Annotated in this window: 23 protein-coding genes; 1 reads left to right on the plus strand and 22 read right to left on the minus strand. The window is 40.3% G+C overall.

Translation table 11 applies throughout. The annotated features are described in order from the left end of the window. Window positions 1-96: 96 nt before the first annotated feature. The 22 genes from ABTV71_RS27595 to ABTV71_RS27700 form a co-directional block, all read right to left on the minus strand. Window positions 97-1,473: an NADH-quinone oxidoreductase subunit N gene (locus ABTV71_RS27595; RefSeq protein ID WP_433901754.1), complete on the minus strand. Its 1,377-nt coding sequence runs from the start codon at window positions 1,471-1,473 to the stop codon at window positions 97-99. 18 nt (window positions 1,474-1,491) lie between these two features. Beyond that, window positions 1,492-2,934, minus strand: coding sequence for a complex I subunit 4 family protein (locus ABTV71_RS27600; RefSeq protein ID WP_433901755.1), 1,443 nt, complete (start codon window positions 2,932-2,934; stop codon window positions 1,492-1,494). 15 nt (window positions 2,935-2,949) lie between these two features. Then, window positions 2,950-4,872, minus strand: a complete 1,923-nt coding sequence (nuoL, locus tag ABTV71_RS27605) for an NADH-quinone oxidoreductase subunit L (protein WP_433901756.1) — start codon at window positions 4,870-4,872, stop codon at window positions 2,950-2,952. A gap of 19 nt (window positions 4,873-4,891) precedes the next feature. After that, window positions 4,892-5,221: an NADH-quinone oxidoreductase subunit NuoK gene (gene nuoK / locus ABTV71_RS27610; RefSeq protein WP_121121104.1), complete on the minus strand. Its 330-nt coding sequence runs from the start codon at window positions 5,219-5,221 to the stop codon at window positions 4,892-4,894. Further along, window positions 5,221-5,718: an NADH-quinone oxidoreductase subunit J family protein gene (locus ABTV71_RS27615; protein WP_121121106.1), complete on the minus strand. Its 498-nt coding sequence runs from the start codon at window positions 5,716-5,718 to the stop codon at window positions 5,221-5,223. Before ABTV71_RS27615 ends, nuoK begins: the two co-directional genes overlap by 1 nt. An 11-nt stretch (window positions 5,719-5,729) precedes the next feature. Beyond that, window positions 5,730-6,239 carry a NuoI/complex I 23 kDa subunit family protein gene (locus ABTV71_RS27620; RefSeq protein WP_433901757.1) on the minus strand — a complete coding sequence of 170 codons (510 nt, stop codon included), beginning with the start codon at window positions 6,237-6,239 and terminating at the stop codon, window positions 5,730-5,732. Between the two features lie 12 nt (window positions 6,240-6,251). After that, window positions 6,252-7,295: an NADH-quinone oxidoreductase subunit NuoH gene (nuoH, locus tag ABTV71_RS27625; protein WP_433901758.1), complete on the minus strand. Its 1,044-nt coding sequence runs from the start codon at window positions 7,293-7,295 to the stop codon at window positions 6,252-6,254. Window positions 7,296-7,304: 9 nt separating this feature from the next. Beyond that, complete coding sequence (locus ABTV71_RS27630; RefSeq protein ID WP_433901759.1) at window positions 7,305-8,324, minus strand: 2Fe-2S iron-sulfur cluster-binding protein; 1,020 nt, start codon at window positions 8,322-8,324, stop codon at window positions 7,305-7,307. A gap of 30 nt (window positions 8,325-8,354) precedes the next feature. After that, on the minus strand, window positions 8,355-9,710 hold the full coding sequence (gene nuoF, locus ABTV71_RS27635) for an NADH-quinone oxidoreductase subunit NuoF (RefSeq protein WP_433901760.1): 1,356 nt from the start codon (window positions 9,708-9,710) through the stop codon (window positions 8,355-8,357). A gap of 1 nt (window position 9,711) precedes the next feature. Next, window positions 9,712-10,233 (minus strand): complex I 24 kDa subunit family protein, encoded by a 522-nt coding sequence (gene nuoE / locus ABTV71_RS27640; protein WP_121121113.1) that lies wholly within the window; start codon window positions 10,231-10,233, stop codon window positions 9,712-9,714. Further along, a complete protein-coding gene (locus ABTV71_RS27645; RefSeq protein ID WP_183078586.1) occupies window positions 10,226-11,461 on the minus strand; it encodes an NADH-quinone oxidoreductase subunit D in 1,236 nt (411 codons plus the stop codon). The genes nuoE and ABTV71_RS27645 overlap by 8 nt, the downstream gene beginning before the upstream one ends. 10 nt (window positions 11,462-11,471) lie before the next feature. Further along, window positions 11,472-11,966, minus strand: a complete 495-nt coding sequence (locus ABTV71_RS27650) for an NADH-quinone oxidoreductase subunit C (protein ID WP_433901761.1) — start codon at window positions 11,964-11,966, stop codon at window positions 11,472-11,474. 3 nt (window positions 11,967-11,969) lie between these two features. Then, window positions 11,970-12,521, minus strand: a complete 552-nt coding sequence (locus ABTV71_RS27655; protein WP_104383484.1) for an NADH-quinone oxidoreductase subunit B — start codon at window positions 12,519-12,521, stop codon at window positions 11,970-11,972. Between the two features lie 61 nt (window positions 12,522-12,582). Further along, window positions 12,583-12,957 carry an NADH-quinone oxidoreductase subunit A gene (locus ABTV71_RS27660; protein WP_121121117.1) on the minus strand — a complete coding sequence of 125 codons (375 nt, stop codon included), beginning with the start codon at window positions 12,955-12,957 and terminating at the stop codon, window positions 12,583-12,585. Window positions 12,958-13,076: 119 nt separating this feature from the next. After that, window positions 13,077-14,882: a tetratricopeptide repeat protein gene (locus ABTV71_RS27665; RefSeq protein WP_433901762.1), complete on the minus strand. Its 1,806-nt coding sequence runs from the start codon at window positions 14,880-14,882 to the stop codon at window positions 13,077-13,079. Window positions 14,883-14,907: 25 nt separating this feature from the next. Then, window positions 14,908-15,834, minus strand: coding sequence for a PstS family phosphate ABC transporter substrate-binding protein (locus ABTV71_RS27670; protein ID WP_183078587.1), 927 nt, complete (start codon window positions 15,832-15,834; stop codon window positions 14,908-14,910). Window positions 15,835-16,163: 329 nt separating this feature from the next. Continuing rightward, window positions 16,164-17,054, minus strand: a complete 891-nt coding sequence (locus ABTV71_RS27675; RefSeq protein ID WP_108634594.1) for a TonB family protein — start codon at window positions 17,052-17,054, stop codon at window positions 16,164-16,166. A gap of 33 nt (window positions 17,055-17,087) precedes the next feature. Then, window positions 17,088-17,645, minus strand: a complete 558-nt coding sequence (locus ABTV71_RS27680) for an ExbD/TolR family protein (protein WP_433901763.1) — start codon at window positions 17,643-17,645, stop codon at window positions 17,088-17,090. Between the two features lie 24 nt (window positions 17,646-17,669). Next, window positions 17,670-18,332, minus strand: coding sequence for an ExbD/TolR family protein (locus ABTV71_RS27685; RefSeq protein WP_121121125.1), 663 nt, complete (start codon window positions 18,330-18,332; stop codon window positions 17,670-17,672). A gap of 103 nt (window positions 18,333-18,435) precedes the next feature. After that, complete coding sequence (locus ABTV71_RS27690) at window positions 18,436-19,260, minus strand: MotA/TolQ/ExbB proton channel family protein (RefSeq protein WP_121121127.1); 825 nt, start codon at window positions 19,258-19,260, stop codon at window positions 18,436-18,438. Window positions 19,261-19,692: 432 nt separating this feature from the next. After that, window positions 19,693-20,043, minus strand: a complete 351-nt coding sequence (locus tag ABTV71_RS27695; protein WP_121121129.1) for a translation initiation factor — start codon at window positions 20,041-20,043, stop codon at window positions 19,693-19,695. A gap of 4 nt (window positions 20,044-20,047) precedes the next feature. Continuing rightward, window positions 20,048-20,926: a diacylglycerol/lipid kinase family protein gene (locus ABTV71_RS27700; RefSeq protein ID WP_433901764.1), complete on the minus strand. Its 879-nt coding sequence runs from the start codon at window positions 20,924-20,926 to the stop codon at window positions 20,048-20,050. Window positions 20,927-21,232: 306 nt separating this feature from the next. Here ABTV71_RS27700 and metK point away from each other — a divergent pair, with 306 nt between their 5' ends. Further along, window positions 21,233-22,486 (plus strand): methionine adenosyltransferase, encoded by a 1,254-nt coding sequence (gene metK / locus ABTV71_RS27705; RefSeq protein ID WP_121121133.1) that lies wholly within the window; start codon window positions 21,233-21,235, stop codon window positions 22,484-22,486. The last annotated feature ends 42 nt before the right edge of the window (window positions 22,487-22,528 follow it).

Raw genomic sequence — 22,528 nt, forward strand, 5'->3', positions numbered from 1 at the left:
TATACAATTTGTATTCAAGAGTTATACCAATAAATATAAAAAAAGCATAACGAAATCGCTATGCTTTAATAAACAACAAGTATTTTAACAGAAATTTTATATTAACTTTATAAGACAGTCTGGATATACGCCGATAAGAATGGTCAATCCAACCGCTAGCAATAGAATGAATGAGTAATTCCATTGCACATTTACACAGGATTCTTCGCTGTCTCTAAAATACATCGCAACCACCACTTTCAAATAATAATAGACTGCGATAGCGGCATTGATAACCGCTAACACCAATAACACAATATGGTAATTCTCCATGACCGAGGAGAACATCATAAACTTACCAATAAACCCTGCAGTTAACGGAATACCTGCAAGTGAAAGCATCGCTACAGTAATCGCAAATGCCAGCATTGGATTTCGTTTTCCTAATCCGTTAAATGCTTCAAAATGCTCTGATCCCGTTGTTTTCTTGACAAGGATCAACCCAGTGAACGAAACAATTGTTGCAAGTGAATACGCTAGCCCATAAGCGAAAATACTATTGGCTGAAGTAGCCCCGACCGCTATAATAGCGAACAGCATGTAACCTGCGTGCGAGATACTGGAATAAGCCAACATGCGCTTGAAAGAAGATTGCATGACAGCTGAAATATTTCCAATAAACAATGTGATAATCGCTATAATCAAGAATACCGGCTCCCAGAAATCTTGTAAAGGAACTAGGCTGTAACTAAATAACCGTAATAAACCTGCAAAAGAGGCCACTTTGACCACTGTACTCATATAACTTGTGATCAGAATAGGCGCCCCATCATACACATCTGGTGTCCAAAAGTGAAATGGAGCTGCCCCTACTTTGAAAGTCAGGCCGACAATAAGCAATAGGATACCCCCATAAAATAAGGGTGAGATCGCATGCGGATTATTCACAACATAGTCTTTTATCTCATCCAAATTGAATGAACCTGTGGCTCCATATAATAACGCAATACCAAACAGTAAAAATCCAGTCGAAAATGCGCCCATTAAAAAGTATTTCAGTGCGGCCTCATTTGACGCTTTATCCCGCTTACGGATACCGACTAAAATATAAAGCGCAACGGACATGATTTCTATACCCAAAAAGAGCATCGAGAAATTGTGATAGCTATTGACCAAAACAGCCCCCGTCAACGAAAATATCAGTAATGAATAATACTCTGCGACTTGTCCCCCTTCATCAAAATACCCCTTTGAGATAATAAATATGCACAAAGTAACGGCGATGCATAAGACCGAAAAAGCAATCGCATAATGATCGAAATGAACCATCCCACTGAAAAGAGGCCCTTTGTCAGCTGTCCAATCATTCAATAGAAAACCAATCGCTACCAAGAATCCAAGGATGGAAACCGGTAAAAGCAAGGCTTTCGCTTTGAACAAGCCAAGATAAAGAACAACTAATGCTAATATTGAAAGTGTAATTATAGCTCCCATACAAATTGATATATCTATTTATCTGCCTAAAAATGTGCTTAAAACTTCCACTGAACCCGCAGAAAGATTCAATAGGAAATTCGGGAATATACCGATATAAAGAATCAAGAAGGAGATCAAACTCAATACAACGAGTTCTCCCCCTTTTACATCTTCAAACCGCATGGTTTTGTCCGTAGTTTCCCCCAACATCGTCTGCTGATAAAGGCGAAGCGTATACACAGCCCCTAATATTAACGTTAGTCCGCCGAAAACTGCAAACCAGAATCCATATTGAAATACACCTTTCAATAACAGAAACTCACCAATAAAACCGTTGGTTAGAGGCAGTCCAACTGCACCCATACAGATAATCATAAAAAAGATCGCTAATTTTGGAGCTTTGCTCGCAATTCCGCCAAGTTCTGAAAGACGACGTGTTTGCGTACGTTGCTGCACGATATCCAGTACATAAAAAAGCCCAATGACCGAAATACCGTGATTTAACATTTGTATTGTTGCGCCACTTAAACCATTTGTATTCCAAGTGAAGACCCCCGCACTGATCAATCCAACGTGTGCAATAGAGGAGTATGCAATCAACCGTTTGGCATCGTCCTGCTTAATGGCAATGATAGAAGCATAAACAATTCCAATGATACATAAGATCATGGCAAATTGCCCATACAAAGCAACCCCCGTGGGAACCACAGGCAATAACCAACGCATTAAACCATATACCCCCATCTTCAACATAATACCAGCCAACAACATGGTTCCCGCCGCCGGTGCATTCGTATATGTATTCGGCTGCCAAGTGTGAAACGGAAAGATGGGAATCTTAATCGCAAAGGCAATAAAAAATGCCCAGAATAACCAACGTTGTGTGTTATCCCCCAGCTCCAAAGCGATAAAAGAAGTCCATTCAAAATCATGACTTGGTACTTGTTGATAGAGATAAAGAATTCCGATCAACATCAAAAGACTTCCCAAAAAAGTATAAATGAAAAACTTTAGATTAACCCGAATACGATCACCTTCGCCCCATAGTGCGCAGATAAAATAAATCGGAATCAAAGCGATTTCCCAACCCACATAGAACGTAAAAGCATCCAACGCCATAAACACAAGCAGTAATCCAGCTTGCATAAAAGCCATCAACGCATAAAAATTGCCCCTATAGTCTTTAGAAAAAGTTGTTGCAATAATGAAAGGCATCAATCCATTGGTCAATAGTATCAGCGGCAAACTAATCCCGTCTACCCCAAGATGAAAATGAATATGCAGAGCAGAAATCCATTCCCAATTTTTTTCGAATTGCATTCCGCCATTCGGATCAAATTGACAAAGGAATGGGATCGTCAATGCGAGCGATACTATTGATAAAATCAATGCTATTGACTTGGCGACATTGGTCTTTAATAACGCTAAAATCAATGCGCTGATTAAGGGCAATAAAATAAGTAAGAAAAGGTTATCCATCGATTATACTAAATATTAAAGACTCAAAAATCCATACACGAAAATAGCAATCACTCCAATTACCATCATCAATAAATAAAACCCAACATTTCCATTTTGAAGCAAGCGGAGTACTTTTCCTGTATCAAATGTTGCTTTACCGGCTCCATTAACAACACCATCAATACCACGTTGATCCACGACCTGACCAAAGAAAGTCGATAGCCAGTTGATCGGGCGTACAACGACAGCATCATAAAGTTCATCCACATAAAATTTATGGTAGGAAAGATTTGCCAGAAATCCCCGTGGAGCTTCATCTCCAGCAGGTATTTGCTGACGCTTCACATAGACGTTGTAGGCAAGGCCAACCATAATGAATACACCAACTACAGAAACTGCCATTAACATATATTCCGTACTATGCTCCAAATGATGTGCCGCAGGAATCAATGCCTTCCCCTCAGCAAATACAGGCGCAAGAAAATGCTCCAACCAATGGTTTCCACCTAGCGCTGCGGGTAAGTTTATCGCGCCACCAGCAACAGAAAGCACTGCTAACACCATCAAAGGGATTGTCATACTTTTTGGTGATTCGTGAAGATGATGCTTTTGTTCCTCCGTGCCTCTAAATGAGCCAGAGAATGTCATGAATAGCATTCTGAACATATAGAAAGCTGTCATTAACGCTCCCAAAAATCCTAGGCCCCATAAGAGCGGATTGGCAGCGAATGCATTGGCCAATATTTCATCTTTAGAGAAAAATCCGGAAAATGGAGGGATACCTGCAATTGCTATTGTTCCAATGAGCATGGTGATATAAGTAATTGGCATCGCTTTCTTCAATCCACCCATTTTTCGCATATCCTGTTCATCACTCATCCCGTGAATAACGGATCCTGCACCAAGAAATAATAAGGCTTTGAAGAATGCATGAGTCAATACGTGAAAAAATGCACCCGTAAATGCTCCTACGCCTAGACCAAGAAACATATAACCTAATTGAGAAACTGTCGAATAAGCCAGTACTTTCTTAATATCATTTTGCGTTATTGCGATTGCAGCGGCCAGCAAGGCAGTACAAATCGCGATAATGGAAATCAATTGTAGGGTAATCGGTGAAAGTACGAATAATACATTTGACCGTGCAATCATGTAGATACCTGCCGTCACCATGGTCGCGGCATGTATCAAAGCCGATACAGGCGTAGGACCAGCCATAGCATCCGGGAGCCAAGTAAACAAGGGAATTTGTGCTGATTTACCTGTTGCGGCTATAAATAGCAATATGGTGATGCTCACGACAGCGATGTCTCCCGCGGCAAAATTCTTCGCCCCCGCAAATACCGTAGAAAATTCAAGTGATCCGAAAGTTCCCAATATCAGAAATACCGCCAACAAGAATCCTAGATCACCTATTCTGTTCATCACAAATGCTTTTTTCGCAGCATTTGCATAAGAAGTATTTTTATACCAAAATCCAATGAGCAGGTAAGAGCAGAGTCCTACACCTTCCCAACCAATAAACATGACCAGATAGTTAGAACCCAACACCAACAACAGCATGAAAAAGATAAATAGATTCAAATAAGCGAAAAACTTACCAAATCCGTTATCGTGATGCATATACCCAATAGAATAAATATGGATCAAAAATCCAATGCCAGTGACAATCAACAACATAATTGCACTTAATGGATCCACTAAAAAGGAAAGACTTATTTTGAGATTTCCCACAGAGATCCAGTCAAATACATGTTTTTCGACAATTCCTGCCTGTCCCGCCTGTCTTGATTGATATACTTCGGAAAAAAGGATACAACTGCAGATAAAAGAAATAAGCACCACGGCGCTGCCCAAAGCACCGATCATACTTTTGGAAAATGCATTCCTGCCCAATCCATTCACTATAAACCCGATCAAGGGCAAAAGGGGAATCAACCAAATTAATTCACTCATCGTATTTATTTCTTAAGTTCTACCAACGAAGTTTATTCAAGGAATCGATATCCACAGACTTCGTATTCCGATATACCATAATAATAATAGCCAAACCGACCGCTACTTCCGCGGCTGCAAGTGCCATAATAAAGAAGACAAACACCTGTCCTGATGAATCACTATGCTGCACCGAAAAAGCTGCTAACAGCAGGTTGACAGCGTTAAGCATTAATTCGATCGACATCATAATAATGATTACGTTACGACGGATAAGCACACCGACCACGCCAATAGCAAAAATAATCGTGCAAAAAATCAAATAATGATTTATCGGTACACCCTGCAACTGTTGAACAATTGTTTCCATTAGATTTGTTTAGGTTCTTTCTTAGCTAATAAAATCGCTCCAATCATGGCTGTCAATAATAATAAAGAAGACAGCTCAAAAGGAAGCAAAAATTCGTTAAACAATACCTTGCCCAGATTTTTTACCAGTCCAATTTCAGGATTAACGATTGTCAAAGGGTTAGAGATCTCAAACACACGGTATACTCCAAAAAAGGTAACCACTAAGCAACAGCCAGCAATTACCCCCATAAATTTAACCAGATTGGACTTCATCGGTTCGGTATCCTTATTTAAATTGAGCAACATGAGTACAAATAAAAAGAGTACCATGATCGCCCCCATATACACAATAAAATTGACTACAGCCAAAAACTGGGCATTCAATAAAATGTAATGCACCGTAAATGTGAAAAAGGTAATGACCAGATACAATACACTATGCACAGGATTCTTTGTAAAGATGGTCATCAGCGCAAAGAAAATAGACAAGAAGGCTACAAAATAAAATACTGTCATAATTTCTTGAATTAGCTCTTTAATTTGGTAATATCAAAAATTGGCTCGACCAGCTTATCCTTCCCATAGATAAAATCCCTACGTAGATAATCTGCTGTCACATGTGGACCGTCCAAATAAATAGCTTCTTTTGGACAGGCTTCTTCACAAAGACCGCAGAAAATACAGCGCAACATGTTAATTTCATAAACTGATGCGTACTTTTCTTCACGATAGAGGTGTTCTTCCCCCTTTTTTCGTTCAGCAGCAGTCATTGTAATTGCTTCGGCAGGACATGACAACGCACATAATCCACATGCGGTACAGCGCTCGCGTCCCTCCTCATCGCGCTTTAGCGAATGTTGCCCCCTAAAATTCTTCGAATAAGGTCTTATTTCCTCAGGATATTTAACAGTGGGGATTTTCTTAAAAAAATGTCTCAATGTAATACGCAGGCCCCTGACTATTGCCGGAAAATAAATTCTTTCCGAAAAGGTCATTGGTTTTTGTTCGATTACTTTCTTACGATTGCTTAGTTGCATAAAAATCCTTTCTTATGATGAGAAATAAGTATCTTTTATCAATGTAAATACCCCTGTAAGTACAATATTGGCAATAGCCAAAGGAATCAGCATTTTCCAGCCCAGATTCATCAATTGATCATAACGGAACCGTGGTAATGTCCAACGTACCCACATAAAGAAAAAGATAAATCCAAATATTTTAAGGAAGAATACGATTACCCCAATAATGGTGATCCAGTTTGCGGACAGCCCAAGGTCATTCATAAAAGGGAAATTATACCCTCCAAAATAAAGTGATGCCATCAATGCCGAAGACACAAACATATTGATGTATTCGGAGAACATATAAAGCCCCAATTTCATGGAAGAGTACTCTGTATGATAACCGCCGACCAATTCAGTTTCACATTCGGGTAAATCAAAGGGAACACGGTTACACTCCGCAAATGCACAGACCATGAAAATAATAAATCCCAGTGGCTGTGCCCAGATATTCCAATTGACAAAACCCGATTGTTGGGCTACAATTTCTCTAAGTGAGAGACTTTGGGTCACCATCAACAATGCGATAATGGAAAGTCCCATGGCAATTTCATAACTGATACTTTGTGATGCCGCACGAATTGCGCCCATTAACGAAAATTTATTATTGGACGCCCATCCGCCCAGCATGATGCCATATACGCCCAATGCGATGACACCAAACATGTACAATATACCGACATTGACATCTGCTACCTGTAGCGAGACCACACGATCGCCGATCTGTAATTCCTGTCCCCAAGGGATAACAGCCGAACTAATACAGGCCGTGATAATCGCAATAGTCGGCCCGACAATAAAGAGCACCTTATGTGCACCTGCAGGAATAATCTCTTCCTTAAAGAAGAACTTTCCACCATCGCACAATGGCTGTAGGAGACCAAATATACCAGCCCGATCCGGACCGTATCGATCTTGCATAAAACCTGCTATTTTACGCTCGGCAAGTGTTGAATACATCGCAATCACCAAGGTAATAACGAAGATTACAGACACCAATATTAATTTTTCTATAACAAAAGACCACTCCATGATGCGTGCTTATTTCAATTTTTCTGTTCTAGCCAACTGTTCTCGATTTTGTTGTTGAAGTATCGGGTTCTCCTTCACCACTTTTGGCGGATTAAAAAGTTCATAATGATTGGCCGAGATAACAGATTGCGAATCAATTTCTGTCGGTTCATCCAAGATCCAATCACTTGTTTTTTTCTGATCAAAACGACAGGTATTACAGATAAATTCTTCTACCTCACCAAATTCATCTTTCCGTGCAGTTACACGGATAACTTCTTCCCCTTTATACCATAATGTCACTTTACCAGAACATGTCGGACAATCACGGTGCGCATCTATCGGCTTTGTAAACCAGACCCGGTTTTTGAAACGGAAAGTTCTGTCAGTCAAAGCCCCAACTGGACAGACATCAATCACATTCCCCGAAAAATCATTGTCGATTACATTTTCGATATAAGTAGATATTTCCGAATGATCTCCACGCCCCAAAATACCATGCACGCGTTGATCCGTCAATTGATTCGCCACATAAACACAACGGTAACATAAGATACATCGGTTCATATGCAATTGGATTTTGTCCCCAAGATCGATTCGTTCAAAAGTACGGCGTTCAAACTCATAACGTGTATCTGCACTGCCATGTTCATACCCAAGATCTTGTAACTTACATTCCCCAGCCTGGTCGCAGATCGGACAATCCAAAGGATGATTGATCAAAAGAATCTCAACGACGCCCTTTCTTGCCTCAACGACCTCTGGTGAGGTAATATTCTGCACTTCCATACCATCCATCACCGCAGTCCGACAGGATGCTACGAGTTTTGGCATAGGCCGAGGATCCTTCTCGGAGCCTTTCGAGACCTTCACCAAACAAGTACGACACTTCCCACCACTGCCTTCCAGTTTAGAATAATAGCACATTGCCGGCGGAACGATGTCGCCACCAATTTGCCGTGCTGCATTCAATATGGTTGTCCCCGGCGCGACCTCTACTGGTATACCGTCGATTGTGACCTTAAACTTTACATCTTCCGCTTCTGCCATGATATTTATAATTTATCGTTACAGCTTTTATTATGATACAATTGGTTGTAAAGGATCCGCATAATGCGCCAATCCGTAATTTTTTGTTTGTGACTCCTCCGGGTGTAGTATATGCCATTCAAACTCATCTCTAAAGTGCCTGATCGCCGCAGCAACAGGCCAAGCAGCCGCATCACCCAATGGACAGATCGTATTCCCTTCAATCTTGCGTTGTACATCCCAAAGCAAGTCAATATCGGACATAGATCCATGTCCACTTTCAATTTTATGTAACACTTTTTCCATCCAGCCGGTTCCCTCACGACAAGGCGAACATTGTCCACAACTTTCATGGTGATAGAACCGAGCAAAGTTCCAGGTATTACGAACAACACATTGGTCCTCGTCAAATACGATGAAACCACCCGAGCCAAGCATGGTTCCTGTTTGGAAGCCGCCATCAGCTAACGATTCGTAAGTCATGAGACGACTGTTTCCGGCAGCTGTCTTCAGGATAAGGTTTGCTGGTAGAATCGGCACCGACGACCCGCCGGCCACAACAGCTTTCATCCGTTTTCCGTTAGCTATTCCACCACAATATTCTTCCGAGTAAATAAACTCCTCCACCGGTAAGCCAAGTTCGATCTCATAAACACCAGGTTTGACGATATTTCCACTGGCTGAAATCAATTTCGTTCCTGTACTACGCTCGACACCGATCTTTGCGTACTCTTCCCCACCCAAATTAATAATGGGAACGGTCGCCGCAATGGACTCCACATTGTTTACCACAGTTGGGCAATTATATAATCCCGCTATAGCCGGGAAAGGGGGTTTAATACGTGGATTACCACGTTTACCTTCCAAAGACTCCAATAATGCAGTTTCCTCCCCACAGATATACGCACCTCCACCCGGTTGGACATAAATCTCCAGATCATAGCCTGAGCCCAATATATTCTTACCTAAAAATCCTTTCTCCTTTGCTTCAGCAATGGCGCGCTCCAAAATTCTGATCTGCGGCATCATCTCACCACGCACATAGATATAGGAGGTATTTGCGCCAAGGGCAAAACTAGACACAATCATCCCTTCGATCAAAGCATGCGGGATATGTGTCATCAAATAACGATCCTTGAATGTGCCTGGCTCAGACTCATCCGCATTACAGACCAAATAACGGGGAACACCCTCTGGTTTTGCGAGAAAAGACCATTTCATTCCTGTCGGGAAGCCTGCTCCACCCCTTCCGCGTAGTCCCGATTTTTTCACCTCCTCAACCACATCTTCGGGAGACATTGTTTTTATTACTTTTTCAACAGCTACATAGCCCCCTTTCTGACGATAAACCTCAAAGGTATTGATGCCCGGGACATCGATATGTGTCAATAAAAGTTTACGTGCCATATTATTCTGTTTTAGCTTTTAAATTATCAATCAATTCATCCACCTTAGCCTCATTCAGGTTTTCATAGAAGGTATATTCGGGACCAATCTGTAAAACAGGCCCGAAACCACAGGCAGCCAGACATTCTACACCTCGCCAGGAGAAAAGTCCATCCGCCGTAACCTCTCCCTCTCTTACGCCAAGCTTTTGCTCTAAATGCCCCATGATCCGTTCTGCCCCCACTAAACAACAAGGACCGGTACGACAGATTTCCAAGACATATTTACCTTTAGGTTCCAACAAAAACATGGTATAAAATGTTGCGACCTCATAGACTTCGATCGGTAAAATATGAAGATAAACAGCTACTTGGTCCATTGCGTCCGCACTAACCCAACCAAATTCCGCTTGAACCAAATGCAAAATAGGTAACAGACCTGATTTCTGCTTTCCTTCAGGATAACGGCTTACCACCTCTCCAAACTTGGCAAGCAACTCGGGAGAAAACGTTACATTTTCATTATGTTGTTTTACACTAAGCATCTAATTCTCCTGCTATAACGTTAAGACTACTCATGTTAATAATTGCGTCAGAAATCAACATCCCTGCGCTCATAGGCGCAAACATTTGATAATTGACAAAAGAAGGCCTTCTAAAATGAAGACGATAGGGTGAACGGCCACCGTCATGGATCAAATAAAAACCCAGTTCACCATTTGCTCCCTCTACCGAATGATATACTTCGGCTTTAGGTGTGTCGACCTCGCCCATAACAATTTTAAAGTGATATATCAGTGCCTCCATATTGGTATAGACCTGCTCTTTCGGTGGTAAGTAGAAATCGGGGACCTCGGCATGGAATACGCCTTTCGGTTCCTTTTCGATTTTTTCCAAGGCCTGCTCAATGATGCGAAGCGATTGCCACATTTCCTCGTTTCTAACCATAAAACGATCATAGACATCCCCCGTTGTACCCACAGGAACTTCAAAATCAAATTCTTCGTAAGAACAATATGGGTTTTGTACCCGAACATCATAGTCCACGCCTGTAGCCCTTAAAATAGGGCCGGACCAGCTATAATCTAAGGCTTCCTCCGCAGAAACGGCAGCGACACCAGAAGTTCGCTCAATAAAAATTCGATTCCGAACGAACATTTCCTCAAACTCTTTCAATACAGGAGGATAACGTTTTAAAAACTCACGAATCTTATCAAAAGCAACGGCATTAAAATCCCGTTCAAATCCGCCAATACGGCCGATATTTGTTGTTAGACGTGCACCGCAGATCTCTTCGAAAATCTCATAGATAAATTCACGTTCCTGCATCACATACAAAAAACCTGAGAAAGCCCCTGTATCTACCCCCAAAATTCCATTACAAATGATATGATCGGCGATACGAGCAAGCTCCATCACGATAATCCGCATATATTGCACCCGTTTTGGTATCTCGATTTTCAACAGTTTTTCAACGGTCATGTGCCAACCCATGTTGTTAATGGGCGCCGAACAATAATTTAAACGGTCCGTTAATGGAGTAATTTGATAAAAAGGCCGATGTTCAGCGATTTTCTCGAAAGCTCGGTGGATATACCCTATCGTAGAAACACCACTCACAATTCGCTCCCCATCTATCTGAACTACATTCTGGAATACGCCATGAGTAGCCGGATGTGTGGGGCCAATATTAAGGGTGATAAGCTCATCCTGCGGATCATTATCATCGAAAATAGGCTGATTAGAAGTTATCTTGCTTATAAAATCGCTCATATCATATAAATTAACGGCCGAAATACAAATCTTTTTTATCTACTCGATTTGGATCTTCCAAGGGATACTCCTTCCGCATTGGAAACACCTCCATATCGTCAACATTTAGGATTCTTCTCAAGTCCGGATGACCTATAAAATTTACACCAAAAAAATCATAAGTCTCACGCTCCATCCAATTTGCCCCTTTCCAAACAACTGTAGCAGTTGGAATTTCGGGATTTGGACCAAACAAAAACACCTTTACACGTATCCGAATGTTGTGAATCAAACTATGTGCATGATACACAACGGCATATTCTTTCTCTAAATGGGGAAAATGTACCGCAGTGATATCAGTTAAATGAATAAACTGTAACTCGGGGTCCGACTTCAGAAAGCGCAACACATCTATTATATCCTCGGCATCGACAAGGATGGTCAATAAATTATGTGCATCTGGAATTTCTACAATCTTTGCCGGGAAATTTCCTTGGAGTTTCTCCAATAAAAAACTGCTCTCCATCCTCTATTTATTAGTATGTATACCGTATTTTTCTAATAGCGCCCTATATTCAGGCGTATTTCGTCTATTTAAGGACTCATTTTTAACGATATCCTGTAAGCGCAATACACCATCCAAAATAGCCTCGGGCCGAGGAGGACAACCGGGCACATAAACATCCACAGGAATAATCTCATCGATACCCTGTAACACAGAATAGGTATCAAAGATCCCGCCACTGGAAGCACAGGCCCCCACTGCAATCACCCAACGCGGCTCGGCCATTTGCACGTATACCTGTCTCAAGACAGGAGCCATCTTCTTTGCAATAGTTCCCATCACTAACAACATATCCGCCTGACGTGGGGAAAAACTAGGCCGCTCTGCCCCGAATCTGGCTAAATCGTAGGTGGAACCCATCGTAGCCATAAATTCGATACCACAACAGGATGTCGCAAAAGGCAAAGGCCACAAAGAGTTTGCACGCGCCAATCCGATCGCTTTATCCAAACTTGTCGCAAAGAATCCCGCACCTTCTACTCCCGGAGGAGCTTCTGCCAATTTTATATCACTCATGAAAAGACGATTTATAAGGTTTAAGTACAATTGACCATTACAGCCAATGTTACAGGACAACTTAGTCCCAGTTTAATGCTTTTTTCTTAATGACATAGATAAAGCCCAACAAGAGCAATCCCATGAAAATAAACATTTCGATCAAGCCCTGAAAGCCCATTTCTCTAAAGTTGACAGCCCATGGATACATGAAAATAACTTCAACATCAAAAATGACAAACAGGATTGCCACCAAAAAATACTTAATGGAAAAGGGTTGCCGCGCGTTTCCTACGACTTCAACACCAGACTCAAACGCTCCGAGCTTATTTTCTGTCCTAACTTTCGGCCCGATAAGGTGTGTGATAATTATGGTACCTACTCCGAATCCTACCGCTACGATAAGCTGTATGAATATAGGTAAGTAATCTATCGGCATACTATTGGCGTGCTCCATCTCAATCAAAATTTATATTGGTAACTGTCTTTAAATATAGAGATTCCGTGACTAAAATCAAAACAAAAAAGGCGCAGATCGTACGATCTGCGCCTAATTTAGAATCATTTTAGTTAAGCTTATTTTAAAGCTTCTAAGTATCCTTTGACATCCTCGTTAGTAGGATCAATCTCCACTACCTTTTGGAAGTTTTGTTTTGCTTTCGCTGTATCTTGTTTCAAATAATGGAAAAGACCAATATAAGTATAACCATCCACTAAGTACGCTTTATTCTTTTCTTGTGTGCCTCTTTGGTTGATTGTATCAATCAATTTTTGGAATGCCGCCACGAAGTCTCCTTTTGGCTGTGCCATATCATCAGAGCCCAAAGCTGAAAAAGCTTTATAATATAACGCATTAACTAAATACTTATCTTGAGCCTCTTTATTGTCAGTTGTCTCAATGATCGTAAGCTCTTTTTGCGCATTAGCAAAATCAGCGATAGCTTGATTTCTCAAATCTTGATTAACATAGTTCCCTTCAGCATCTTTCGCTTGAGTATCTTTTTTGAAACCAATTTGATAGCTACCCTCACCAGCGTAATAGTGCGAATCGAAGTAATAAGGAGAATCTTTATACTCACCTACAAGTCCAAATAGTGAAACTGCGGTTTGTAATTCTTGCTCCTGATATTTTGCAAAAGCTAGCTCTGCAACCTCTCCCAACAGCTCTTTATCGCCTTCGATCGCTTTTTTAATATTTGCAATTCCCTTTTGAATATTAGCTTCGTTTTCAGGAGTCAGAACTGGAGCTGCCACGGCAGCTGTGCTATCTGCGCCAGCGGCTGGAGTAGCGGGTTTTGGACTGTTAGTAGCAATTTCAGCCATACCCAGATACATATAATCCAAAGGAATAACACGATCTTTCTCCATCTTGCTAAACATTTGATTTAAATACTCTAACGCTTTTGGATAATCCTTTGATTTTTGGAACGCAATATAACCTAAGTAACGATAGATCTTTGGATCTATCGATGGATTTTTAGCCAATTCTTCTGAAACTGTTTTCAACTCGTCATATTGACGCGCGTAAACCAAGAAGTCAGCATAACGAATTTTTGCTTCTAGTGTATTATCACCAGCTACTTCCAAATATTTCTTGTATTGCTCAACACCTTTTTTGTTCAGTTCAACATATTTTTCATCAGTCGTTCCAGGCATTTTCGACCATTGATAATACGTTTCAGCCAACTCACGGTAAGTAGGTGCATAAGTAGGAGTTTCAGCAACAATTGCTTCCAATTGTGTTACAGCCTCATCATAGGCTTGAGCGCCTCGAACGATAATTGCCTGACCAACTTTGGCTTTAACCGAATTTTGATCAATATCCATAGCATCCCCATAGCTTGTATAAGCTAATGAACCTTCTCTCAATCCACGGTATGCATCACCTAAAGCTAAAGGAATAGCAATATCTTTGGTATTTTTTGCTTTCGCCTGTGTCAAATATTCCAAAGCTTTCGCATAATCCGGTTCTGGTGTATTAATATATGCACGACCGATTTCCAATAATGGCTCGTAGTCCTTTTTACCTAACTTTGCTGTTGCTAAAGCAAACTTCGATTCTGCACTAGCTTTATCTTTTTTCAATAAGTCAACATAGCCTAATCCGACATTATTGATAGTCGCTTTTGGATCATTAGTCAAACCTTGGTTGAAAATCGCAGCGGCAGAGTCCGCTCTGTCGTTTACCAAATAAACTTGACCCAAATAGAAATAATTATCTCCATTCTTAGGTTGCTTAGTCACTAATTGTTGAAGAATAGTTTTCGCTTTACCATAGTTTTCAGCCTCGATGGCTGCTCTAGCATCTTTCAAACTCTGCGCACTTATTGTGCCCACAGATCCAGCCAATAAAAGACTAAATAATAATTTACTGTTTGTCATAATCTATTTTTGTACTATTTATTATCTATTTAATATAACTCTCATCTCTAATAATGATCTCTCGTCCGGGCATTGTTTCAGGGACCAATCCCGCTTTTAATACAATGCGCTGTCCGCGATCTCCTGTCAAAAATGCGCTAAAGCCTAAGCCCAAACCCATATTTGGTTGATAATTCATGATGTAAACCGGTCGTATGAACGGATACACTCCGTCCGCTATGGTTGACTGTGATGGCTTATAAAAAAGCCCTTTAGACTCTCCTTCACCCACATTTTCAATGCTCAATGTACGAATTTTCTCCAATAATTGCGAATTTTTTTCAACAGCTTTTAAAAACCAATTATAACCGATAACGCCCACAGAATTTGTATTCTCACTGATATACCTCATTACGTCCTCACTATCCTTCATGGCTGAAATGGCCTTTGGATCAATTTTATCCAATTTATAATAGTCCTTTAAAAAACGCAGCGTACTTGAATTCGCATTGTCAAAAATCAAACGTTGGCCACTTAAATTACCCTCCAACAAAGACTTAACGTTCTTTTGGGACATTATAGTATCAGCACTGCTACGATTATTGATTAATACAACAGCGTCGGATGCCATCTGGAAAATTTTAGGCTGAATACCGCGCTTCTTAAAATAGTCGCCCTCCTTATCCGTTAGCTTTCTGGTTAACACAATAACATAGGCAGAATCTGCCAGCAATGCATTGACCGCTTTTATTTCTGGTCGTACCATAAGCTCAAGGCTGGAATTCGGATAGGAACTCTCAAATACATCAGCGGATTCTTTGATGACCGGCAATAATGTCTGATCGACCAAGACGGGCAATTTGCCGGTTAGGATATCCTCACTCTCTCTTTTGCTCTTCGACTTGTCTTTACAAGATTGAAATAACCCTGCACAGAGAACAAGCATCACAGGAATTATACTATATTTTCTCATACGATACATCATACAATAAGACAATTAAAATAAATGAATAGTTTAATTTTTGAAGAGAGTTGATTAAAATTAAAAAGAGCGCCAGCTGCTAATTAAAATTGTTTTGCCAAAGTCGTACAAACCGCATAAAAGAATAGAGAATCAATACAACGCCAAAAACTGTTTTGTACGTCGGATTTATCTCAATGGGAAAATTATCCCAAAAAATAATCAGTAGACCCAAAACAAAATAAAAGGCAAACATAAATAGTCCTAAAATAGACAGAAATCGCTTTAAAGGCGATTTCTGTCTATAATTAGAATTATTATTCGAATTAAAATCTGTCATTCTAATTTTGAATAGTATTCAAACGAATTGGCAAGGTGTAAGCGACACGAACTGGACGACCATTTTGAATACCTGGCTTCCATTTTTTAGCCTTTTTCAACAGCTTAACAGCTGCATCTCCCGTACCATATTTCAAATCACGTTTTACGTTGATATCAGTCAAACTACCATCTCTTTCCACGACGAAAGAAACTTCCACAACACCGTTGATTCCATTTTCTAATGCCGCTTGAGGATAATCATAGTTAGAAGAAATCCATGACATAAACGCTTTCATACCTCCAATTGGCTCTGGATTCACCTCTACTGCCGTAAAGATTTTATCGCCATTTGGATCACCATTTGGATCACCCTTTGAAACACCAGTGATTCCACCGTCCTGTTTCTTCGAACCAAACTCACCACGTGCTACTGAAGTACCTGTAGGACTACCCTTCAACGTAATGCGTGCCGGTGTTTTATTTGGATCTTTCAACTCTTCTTGAGAAGCAACTTCCTCCACAACTTTATTAGCAGGAGCTACTTTTGGCTCAGGAAAACGAATCAAATCCTCTTTTGGCACATCCATCGCCACTTGCTGAGGTTTCTCTTCCGGTTCTTGTGGAAGCGGCTCCTCTTCTGGTGGTTCTGGCGGTTTGATCTCTTCAAGGTCTTCCAAGGTAACTTCTGTTACTGCCGGAGGTGCTTCAACAGGTTTCTTCGGAAAAATTTTATCTCCGAAAAGACGAAGAAGGCTGGCAAGAACCACTACGCCGATAACGACAAGAAGTCCTCTATTCGTCGCTTTAGGGGCAAGTTTACGTAGCTCATACGCGCCGTATTCCTTGTTACGTCCCTGAAAAACGACTTCAAGCCATTCTTTCTTAAAAATATCTAATTTTGACCCTATCATATTTTTATACTTTATCGTGCTATCTAATAATGATTAATCATTGTAGATATTATCACGTTTTAAAACCTCCACTTCTTCTGGACTGATTTTAGCAATCATGTAACGTTTGATATCAACGATTTTCATTTCGTCAAGAATATCTACCAAGTTACGTTGCGTGCTTTTATCGCTCGGTCTAATGATAACGATCAAATCCTTACCGCCAGCAACGCGCGGTACATAGGCTTTCTTCTCCATCAATACCTTGCGAATACCATCAGCTCCGTAACCAACAGTCGTTGGTCCTTCGATAGGATTTTTTACTTGTCCGTAAATCACAGAGACTTTGTTATCAGATCCCAATAAAACTGTCAATGAACGGTTATCAGCTGTCAATAAATCGGGCTGAGGCTCATCCTTAACTTTATTTTTATCTGGCATCGCCACGTCCATCGCTTGTGGTTTATTTAAAGATGTGGTCAACATGAAAAAGGTAATCAATAAGAAAGCCAAATCCACCATGGCTGTAAGGTCGACCTTACCGCCGTTTCTCTTGGACCGAACTTTCCCGCCTTTGCCTTTTTTACCACTATCCTGATTTAATTCTGCCATTTTTTGTTCTTATTAAATCGTCAATTATTTTTCCTCAGCACGCATACCAGTGATGAAACTAAATTTGTTTTGCTTTTGATTGCGCAATGTTTCAATAACCTGGTTTACAGAAGGATATTTTTCATTCGCATCAGCTTTGATCGCAATTTTCAAAGGCCCCGGGTGAACAAAGTTCTTGTCCGATGATTCCTTTTCCTTATTTACCTCTTCAGCTGCTAAACGTGTGTTTTGAACCCAGTAATACAACTCATTGGAAGTATTTTCTGTACTGTCAATCGGAATACCAGTTTGTACACCTTTTTCTGTACGTTTACCTGCGTCCAAAGCCAATAATCCTTTCAACTTAGACATTGGTACACCAAAGTTTTCCATCAGTTTGAAATGATCATAATCTTCTTGTGAAAAGCCAATGCCATATTTTGCAGACATTCTTTCTAATGCTTTCACGCGAACCTGTTGATCTGTCGTTCCGAAGAAAACTTTTCCACCATCACCGATTGTAATCATACCCACATTAGAGTCAGGTAATTTATCTTTCGTAGTTGATGCTGGGGTATCCACCGTCAATGCTTCCGGTTGGCGCGCTGTCGCCGTTAATACGAAGAACGTAAGCAGCAAGAACGATACGTCACACATCGCTGTCATGTCGATCGACGTACTGGCTCTTTTTACTTTTGCTTTACCCATTTTTAATTCTTCTTTTTAAATTAATTAAACTCAATCTTCTAATCTATGATGCTTTTGATTTTTGATTTCCATAAAATAAAATCAAAAATTTTCATCACAGTTCTTATTTGTGGTTTGCAGCGTATGTTTGTACGATTGAGAAACCAGCTTCGTCGATAGAGTAAGTTAATTTATCGATTTTTGCAGTAAAGATGTTATACAATACGATAGCGAATGTTGAAGTCGCGATACCCGTAGCTGTATTGATCAAGGCCTCAGAGATACCGTTTGCTAATTTAGCTGAATCTGGAGCACCGCCGGTTGCCAACGCCGAGAAGGCTTTGATCATACCTGTTACTGTACCTAATAGACCACATAATGTACCGATAGAAACTAAAGTTGCGATTACGTTTAAGTTTTTCTCCAACATCGGCATTTCTAATGCTGTAGTTTCTTCGATTTCTTTCTGAATTGCAATAGTAGCTTTTTCAGTATCGACATTAACATCAGCTGATACGGCTTTGTATTTCAATAAACCAGCTTTTACTACGTTTGCAACTGAACCTTTTTGTTTGTCACACTCAGCGATAGCTGAATCGATGTTTCCACCATTAATCAAAGATTGAATTTTTCTAACAAAGTTTCCAACGTTTCCTGTACCAGAAGCTTTGTTGATAACGATTAAACGTTCTACCGAGAAAACCCAAACCATTAAGAATAAACCAAGCAAAACAGGTACGATAGCCCCAGCATGGTAAACCATTCCTAAGTAGTTACCTGGATTTGGAGCATTTTCAGGATTGTTGTCAACGAAGTTAGTCGGATTACCCATCACAAATTTCCATACACAGAAACCCACGATGAAACAGATGATGATTGCAGCTTGAGCAAAGAAAGATCCTCCGTTGTTGCTCTCTTGTTTTGCAGCAGTTTTAGGTGCGTTTGCCATTTTTCTAATTTTTAGTTTTTTACTGTTGTTTAAATATATAATGTTGTTTAAATTATATGCACTCTTATTCGCTTTCGAAATCAATTTTGCAAAGCAAATTTAATATTTAATGTCAAATTTAAAATATTCATCTCAAATATATGTAAAAAATCAAATTTGTTTTTTCAAACTGAATACACCATCCAATGGTGTCATTTTTCTCAGCAGTTCCCGTATATAATCATTATTACCATCAGCTAAATCGCTTATTAGCAATAATTATTTTACAATGAAAACCATTTTTTTTTTGATATGCAAGAAAAACGAGGATTTTAAGCGACAAAAAGTAAGTGATTACTCATATTTCCTGATAAATGACTCCGTTTATTCTTTGTCATATCCACCTAATAAACAACCCATTAGATTTACTATAATTCACACAGATATAGTTGTTTAACCACCAACTAATTTCACCCGATACCCTTCCTTAAGTAACAAATCATAGATCTTCTGCTTAAATTCACCCTGAATAACAATTTCCCCGTCTTTCACCGTCCCCCCTACTCCACATTTTTGTTTCAGGAATTTACCCAAGGCCCCCAGATCTTCCGCTTGTCCTATAAAACCCGTAACTAGGGTCACAACTTTGCCCTTCCGCATTTTGCGGTCAAGCTGCACTTTAAGGTTCTGCTGGTTGACAGGTAATGTCTCCGCTTCCTGAAAAAGATCGGCAAGCTGATAGTTAAAACTATCATCCGTTGAATATACAACGCCTTCGTAAGACTGTTTCTTATTTTTACTCATGATTTTAACAAATAATTTTTATCGCCTTTGGCATAATCGAAATATTTAGCTTATCGCCAAGTTCGATAGGCTCGCCATCCACATGTACCGGCGACGTCGTATCTACCTCAATTTCAATACTCTTGCCCGGGATGATCTCAACATAGCTTGACTGATCCGCGGATTTATTAAATAGGTGAAAAATCATTTTTGGTAGGATATATAAAGGGAACTTGTGCACGATACAAACATCCAATATGCCATCGTTGACCGAAGCTTGCGGTGCGATATAAGCATTATTCCCATACTGGGGCGAGTTGGCGACACTGATCATAAAGGCCTGTCGTTCGTAGACTTTTCCATCTATCGTTAATTTATAATGCGCCGGCTGGTATTTGCTCAGCACATTAAAAACAGATTTCATATAGCCCAATGGACCGCGGATATTTTCGTTGGCAAAGTTTTCACTCACCGATGCATCAAATCCGAGTCCCGCTATATTAAAAAAACGTCGGTCATTGATAACACCACAATCAACTTCTATAGATTCAAAACGATTTATACGGCGGATAGCTGCAGCTTCATTCATCGGGATACCTAAGTAGAGTGCCAGACCATTACCAGATCCTTCCGGAATGATACCCAAGGGTATGCCTGAACCAACTAAAGCAGACCCCAGCTCATTGATCGTTCCATCTCCACCCACCGCAATCACCGCATCGTATCCTTCCTGAACGGCCTGCAAACCGATTTCATAAGCGTGATTGGGCCTTGCAGTTTGCTGAAATGTAGGATCAAATTTCTGCAAATCCAGCACATCCAATACCTGCTTCTTAAAAGACGTTTTACGCTTTCCTCCTGAAATAGGGTTAATAACAAACAATATTTGTTTACGTTCTGACATATCCAAAGATAACGGAAATTACCAATTTCTTAAAATAATGTAATCTTTGTACGGCTTTAGCATCGCTTCCTACTCTTTTTAAAATTAAAAGACAAATTTGATTTTAAATATCCCACAAAGTATTGTAGCTTTGTCGCAACAAAAAATAGAATGTGGACTGATTTGCGTGCTGTTGCCTACACAAGCAACGACAAGGAGATTGCAACCACAGTAAAAAAGTGCTAAAAACCCTTCGCTATCACGGCTCTTATCACTTTGCTGTTATTTCATTTCTAGCGCAAATCCAATATTAAAATTACGTAAGGCATGGCTTATTTATTTACGTCAGAATCTGTTTCTGAAGGGCATCCAGACAAAGTTGCGGATCAAATTTCAGATGCATTAATAGACAATTTTTTAGCATGGGATGAAGATTCACGTGTTGCTATTGAGACTTTGGTAACGACTGGACAGGTCGTTCTCGCTGGTGAAGTTAAATCGAACATCTACTTAGATGTGCAGAAAATAGCCCGCTCTGTTATTCAAAGAATTGGCTACACAAAGTCTGAATATATGTTTGAAGCAAATTCTTGTGGTGTATTATCCGCAATCCATGAGCAATCTGCAGATATCAATCAGGGCGTGGACCGCAAAACAAGACAAGAGCAGGGGGCTGGTGATCAAGGCATCATGTTTGGTTATGCCAACAATGAAACGGACAACTTCATGCCCTTAGCCTTGGATCTTTCCCACCGCCTTTTATATGAGCTAGCAGAACTGCGTCGGGAAAACAATGAAATACAGTATCTACGTCCGGATGCGAAGTCACAAGTAACCCTGGAATATGGTGATGACCACAAACCAAAAAGAATTGACACCATTGTCATTTCTACACAACATGATGACTTCGCCACCGAACCGGTCATGTTGGACAAGATTACGCAGGATATCAAAACAATCTTAATCCCTCGCGTAAAGGCACAACTGAAGCCGGAGCTTCAGCTGTTATTCAATGATGAGATTAAATTTCATATCAATCCCACAGGTAAGTTTGTTATCGGGGGGCCGCATGGCGATACAGGGCTTACTGGCCGGAAGATCATTGTTGATACGTACGGAGGTAAAGGTGCCCATGGTGGCGGTGCCTTTTCAGGAAAAGATCCGTCAAAAGTGGATCGCTCAGCGGCATATGCTACCCGTCATATTGCCAAAAATCTCGTTGCGGCGGGTGTAGCAGATGAAATCCTTGTTCAGATCTCTTACGCAATTGGCGTAAAAGACCCAATGGGTATTTATGTGAACACCTATGGAACAAGCAAAGTAAATCTCACAGACGGTCAGATTGCTGATAAAATAGCTCATCTATTTGATATGACTCCTTATGGTATCGAAACTCGTCTTGGTTTAAGAAATCCAATCTATTCAGAGACTGCAGCTTACGGTCACATGGGACGAACTCCAAGAAAAGTAACGAAAGAATTTGAAAGTTCCACGGGAGAAAAGAAACAAATCGAGGTCGAATTATTCACTTGGGAAAAATTGGACTATATCGAAAAAGTAAAAGAAGAGTTCGGTCTATAAAGGACTAGCTAATAAAATAAAAAAGAGATGCAAGAAATGTAT

This window comes from Sphingobacterium puteale (genome assembly GCF_050986225.1).
Lineage (GTDB): Bacteria > Bacteroidota > Bacteroidia > Sphingobacteriales > Sphingobacteriaceae > Sphingobacterium > Sphingobacterium puteale.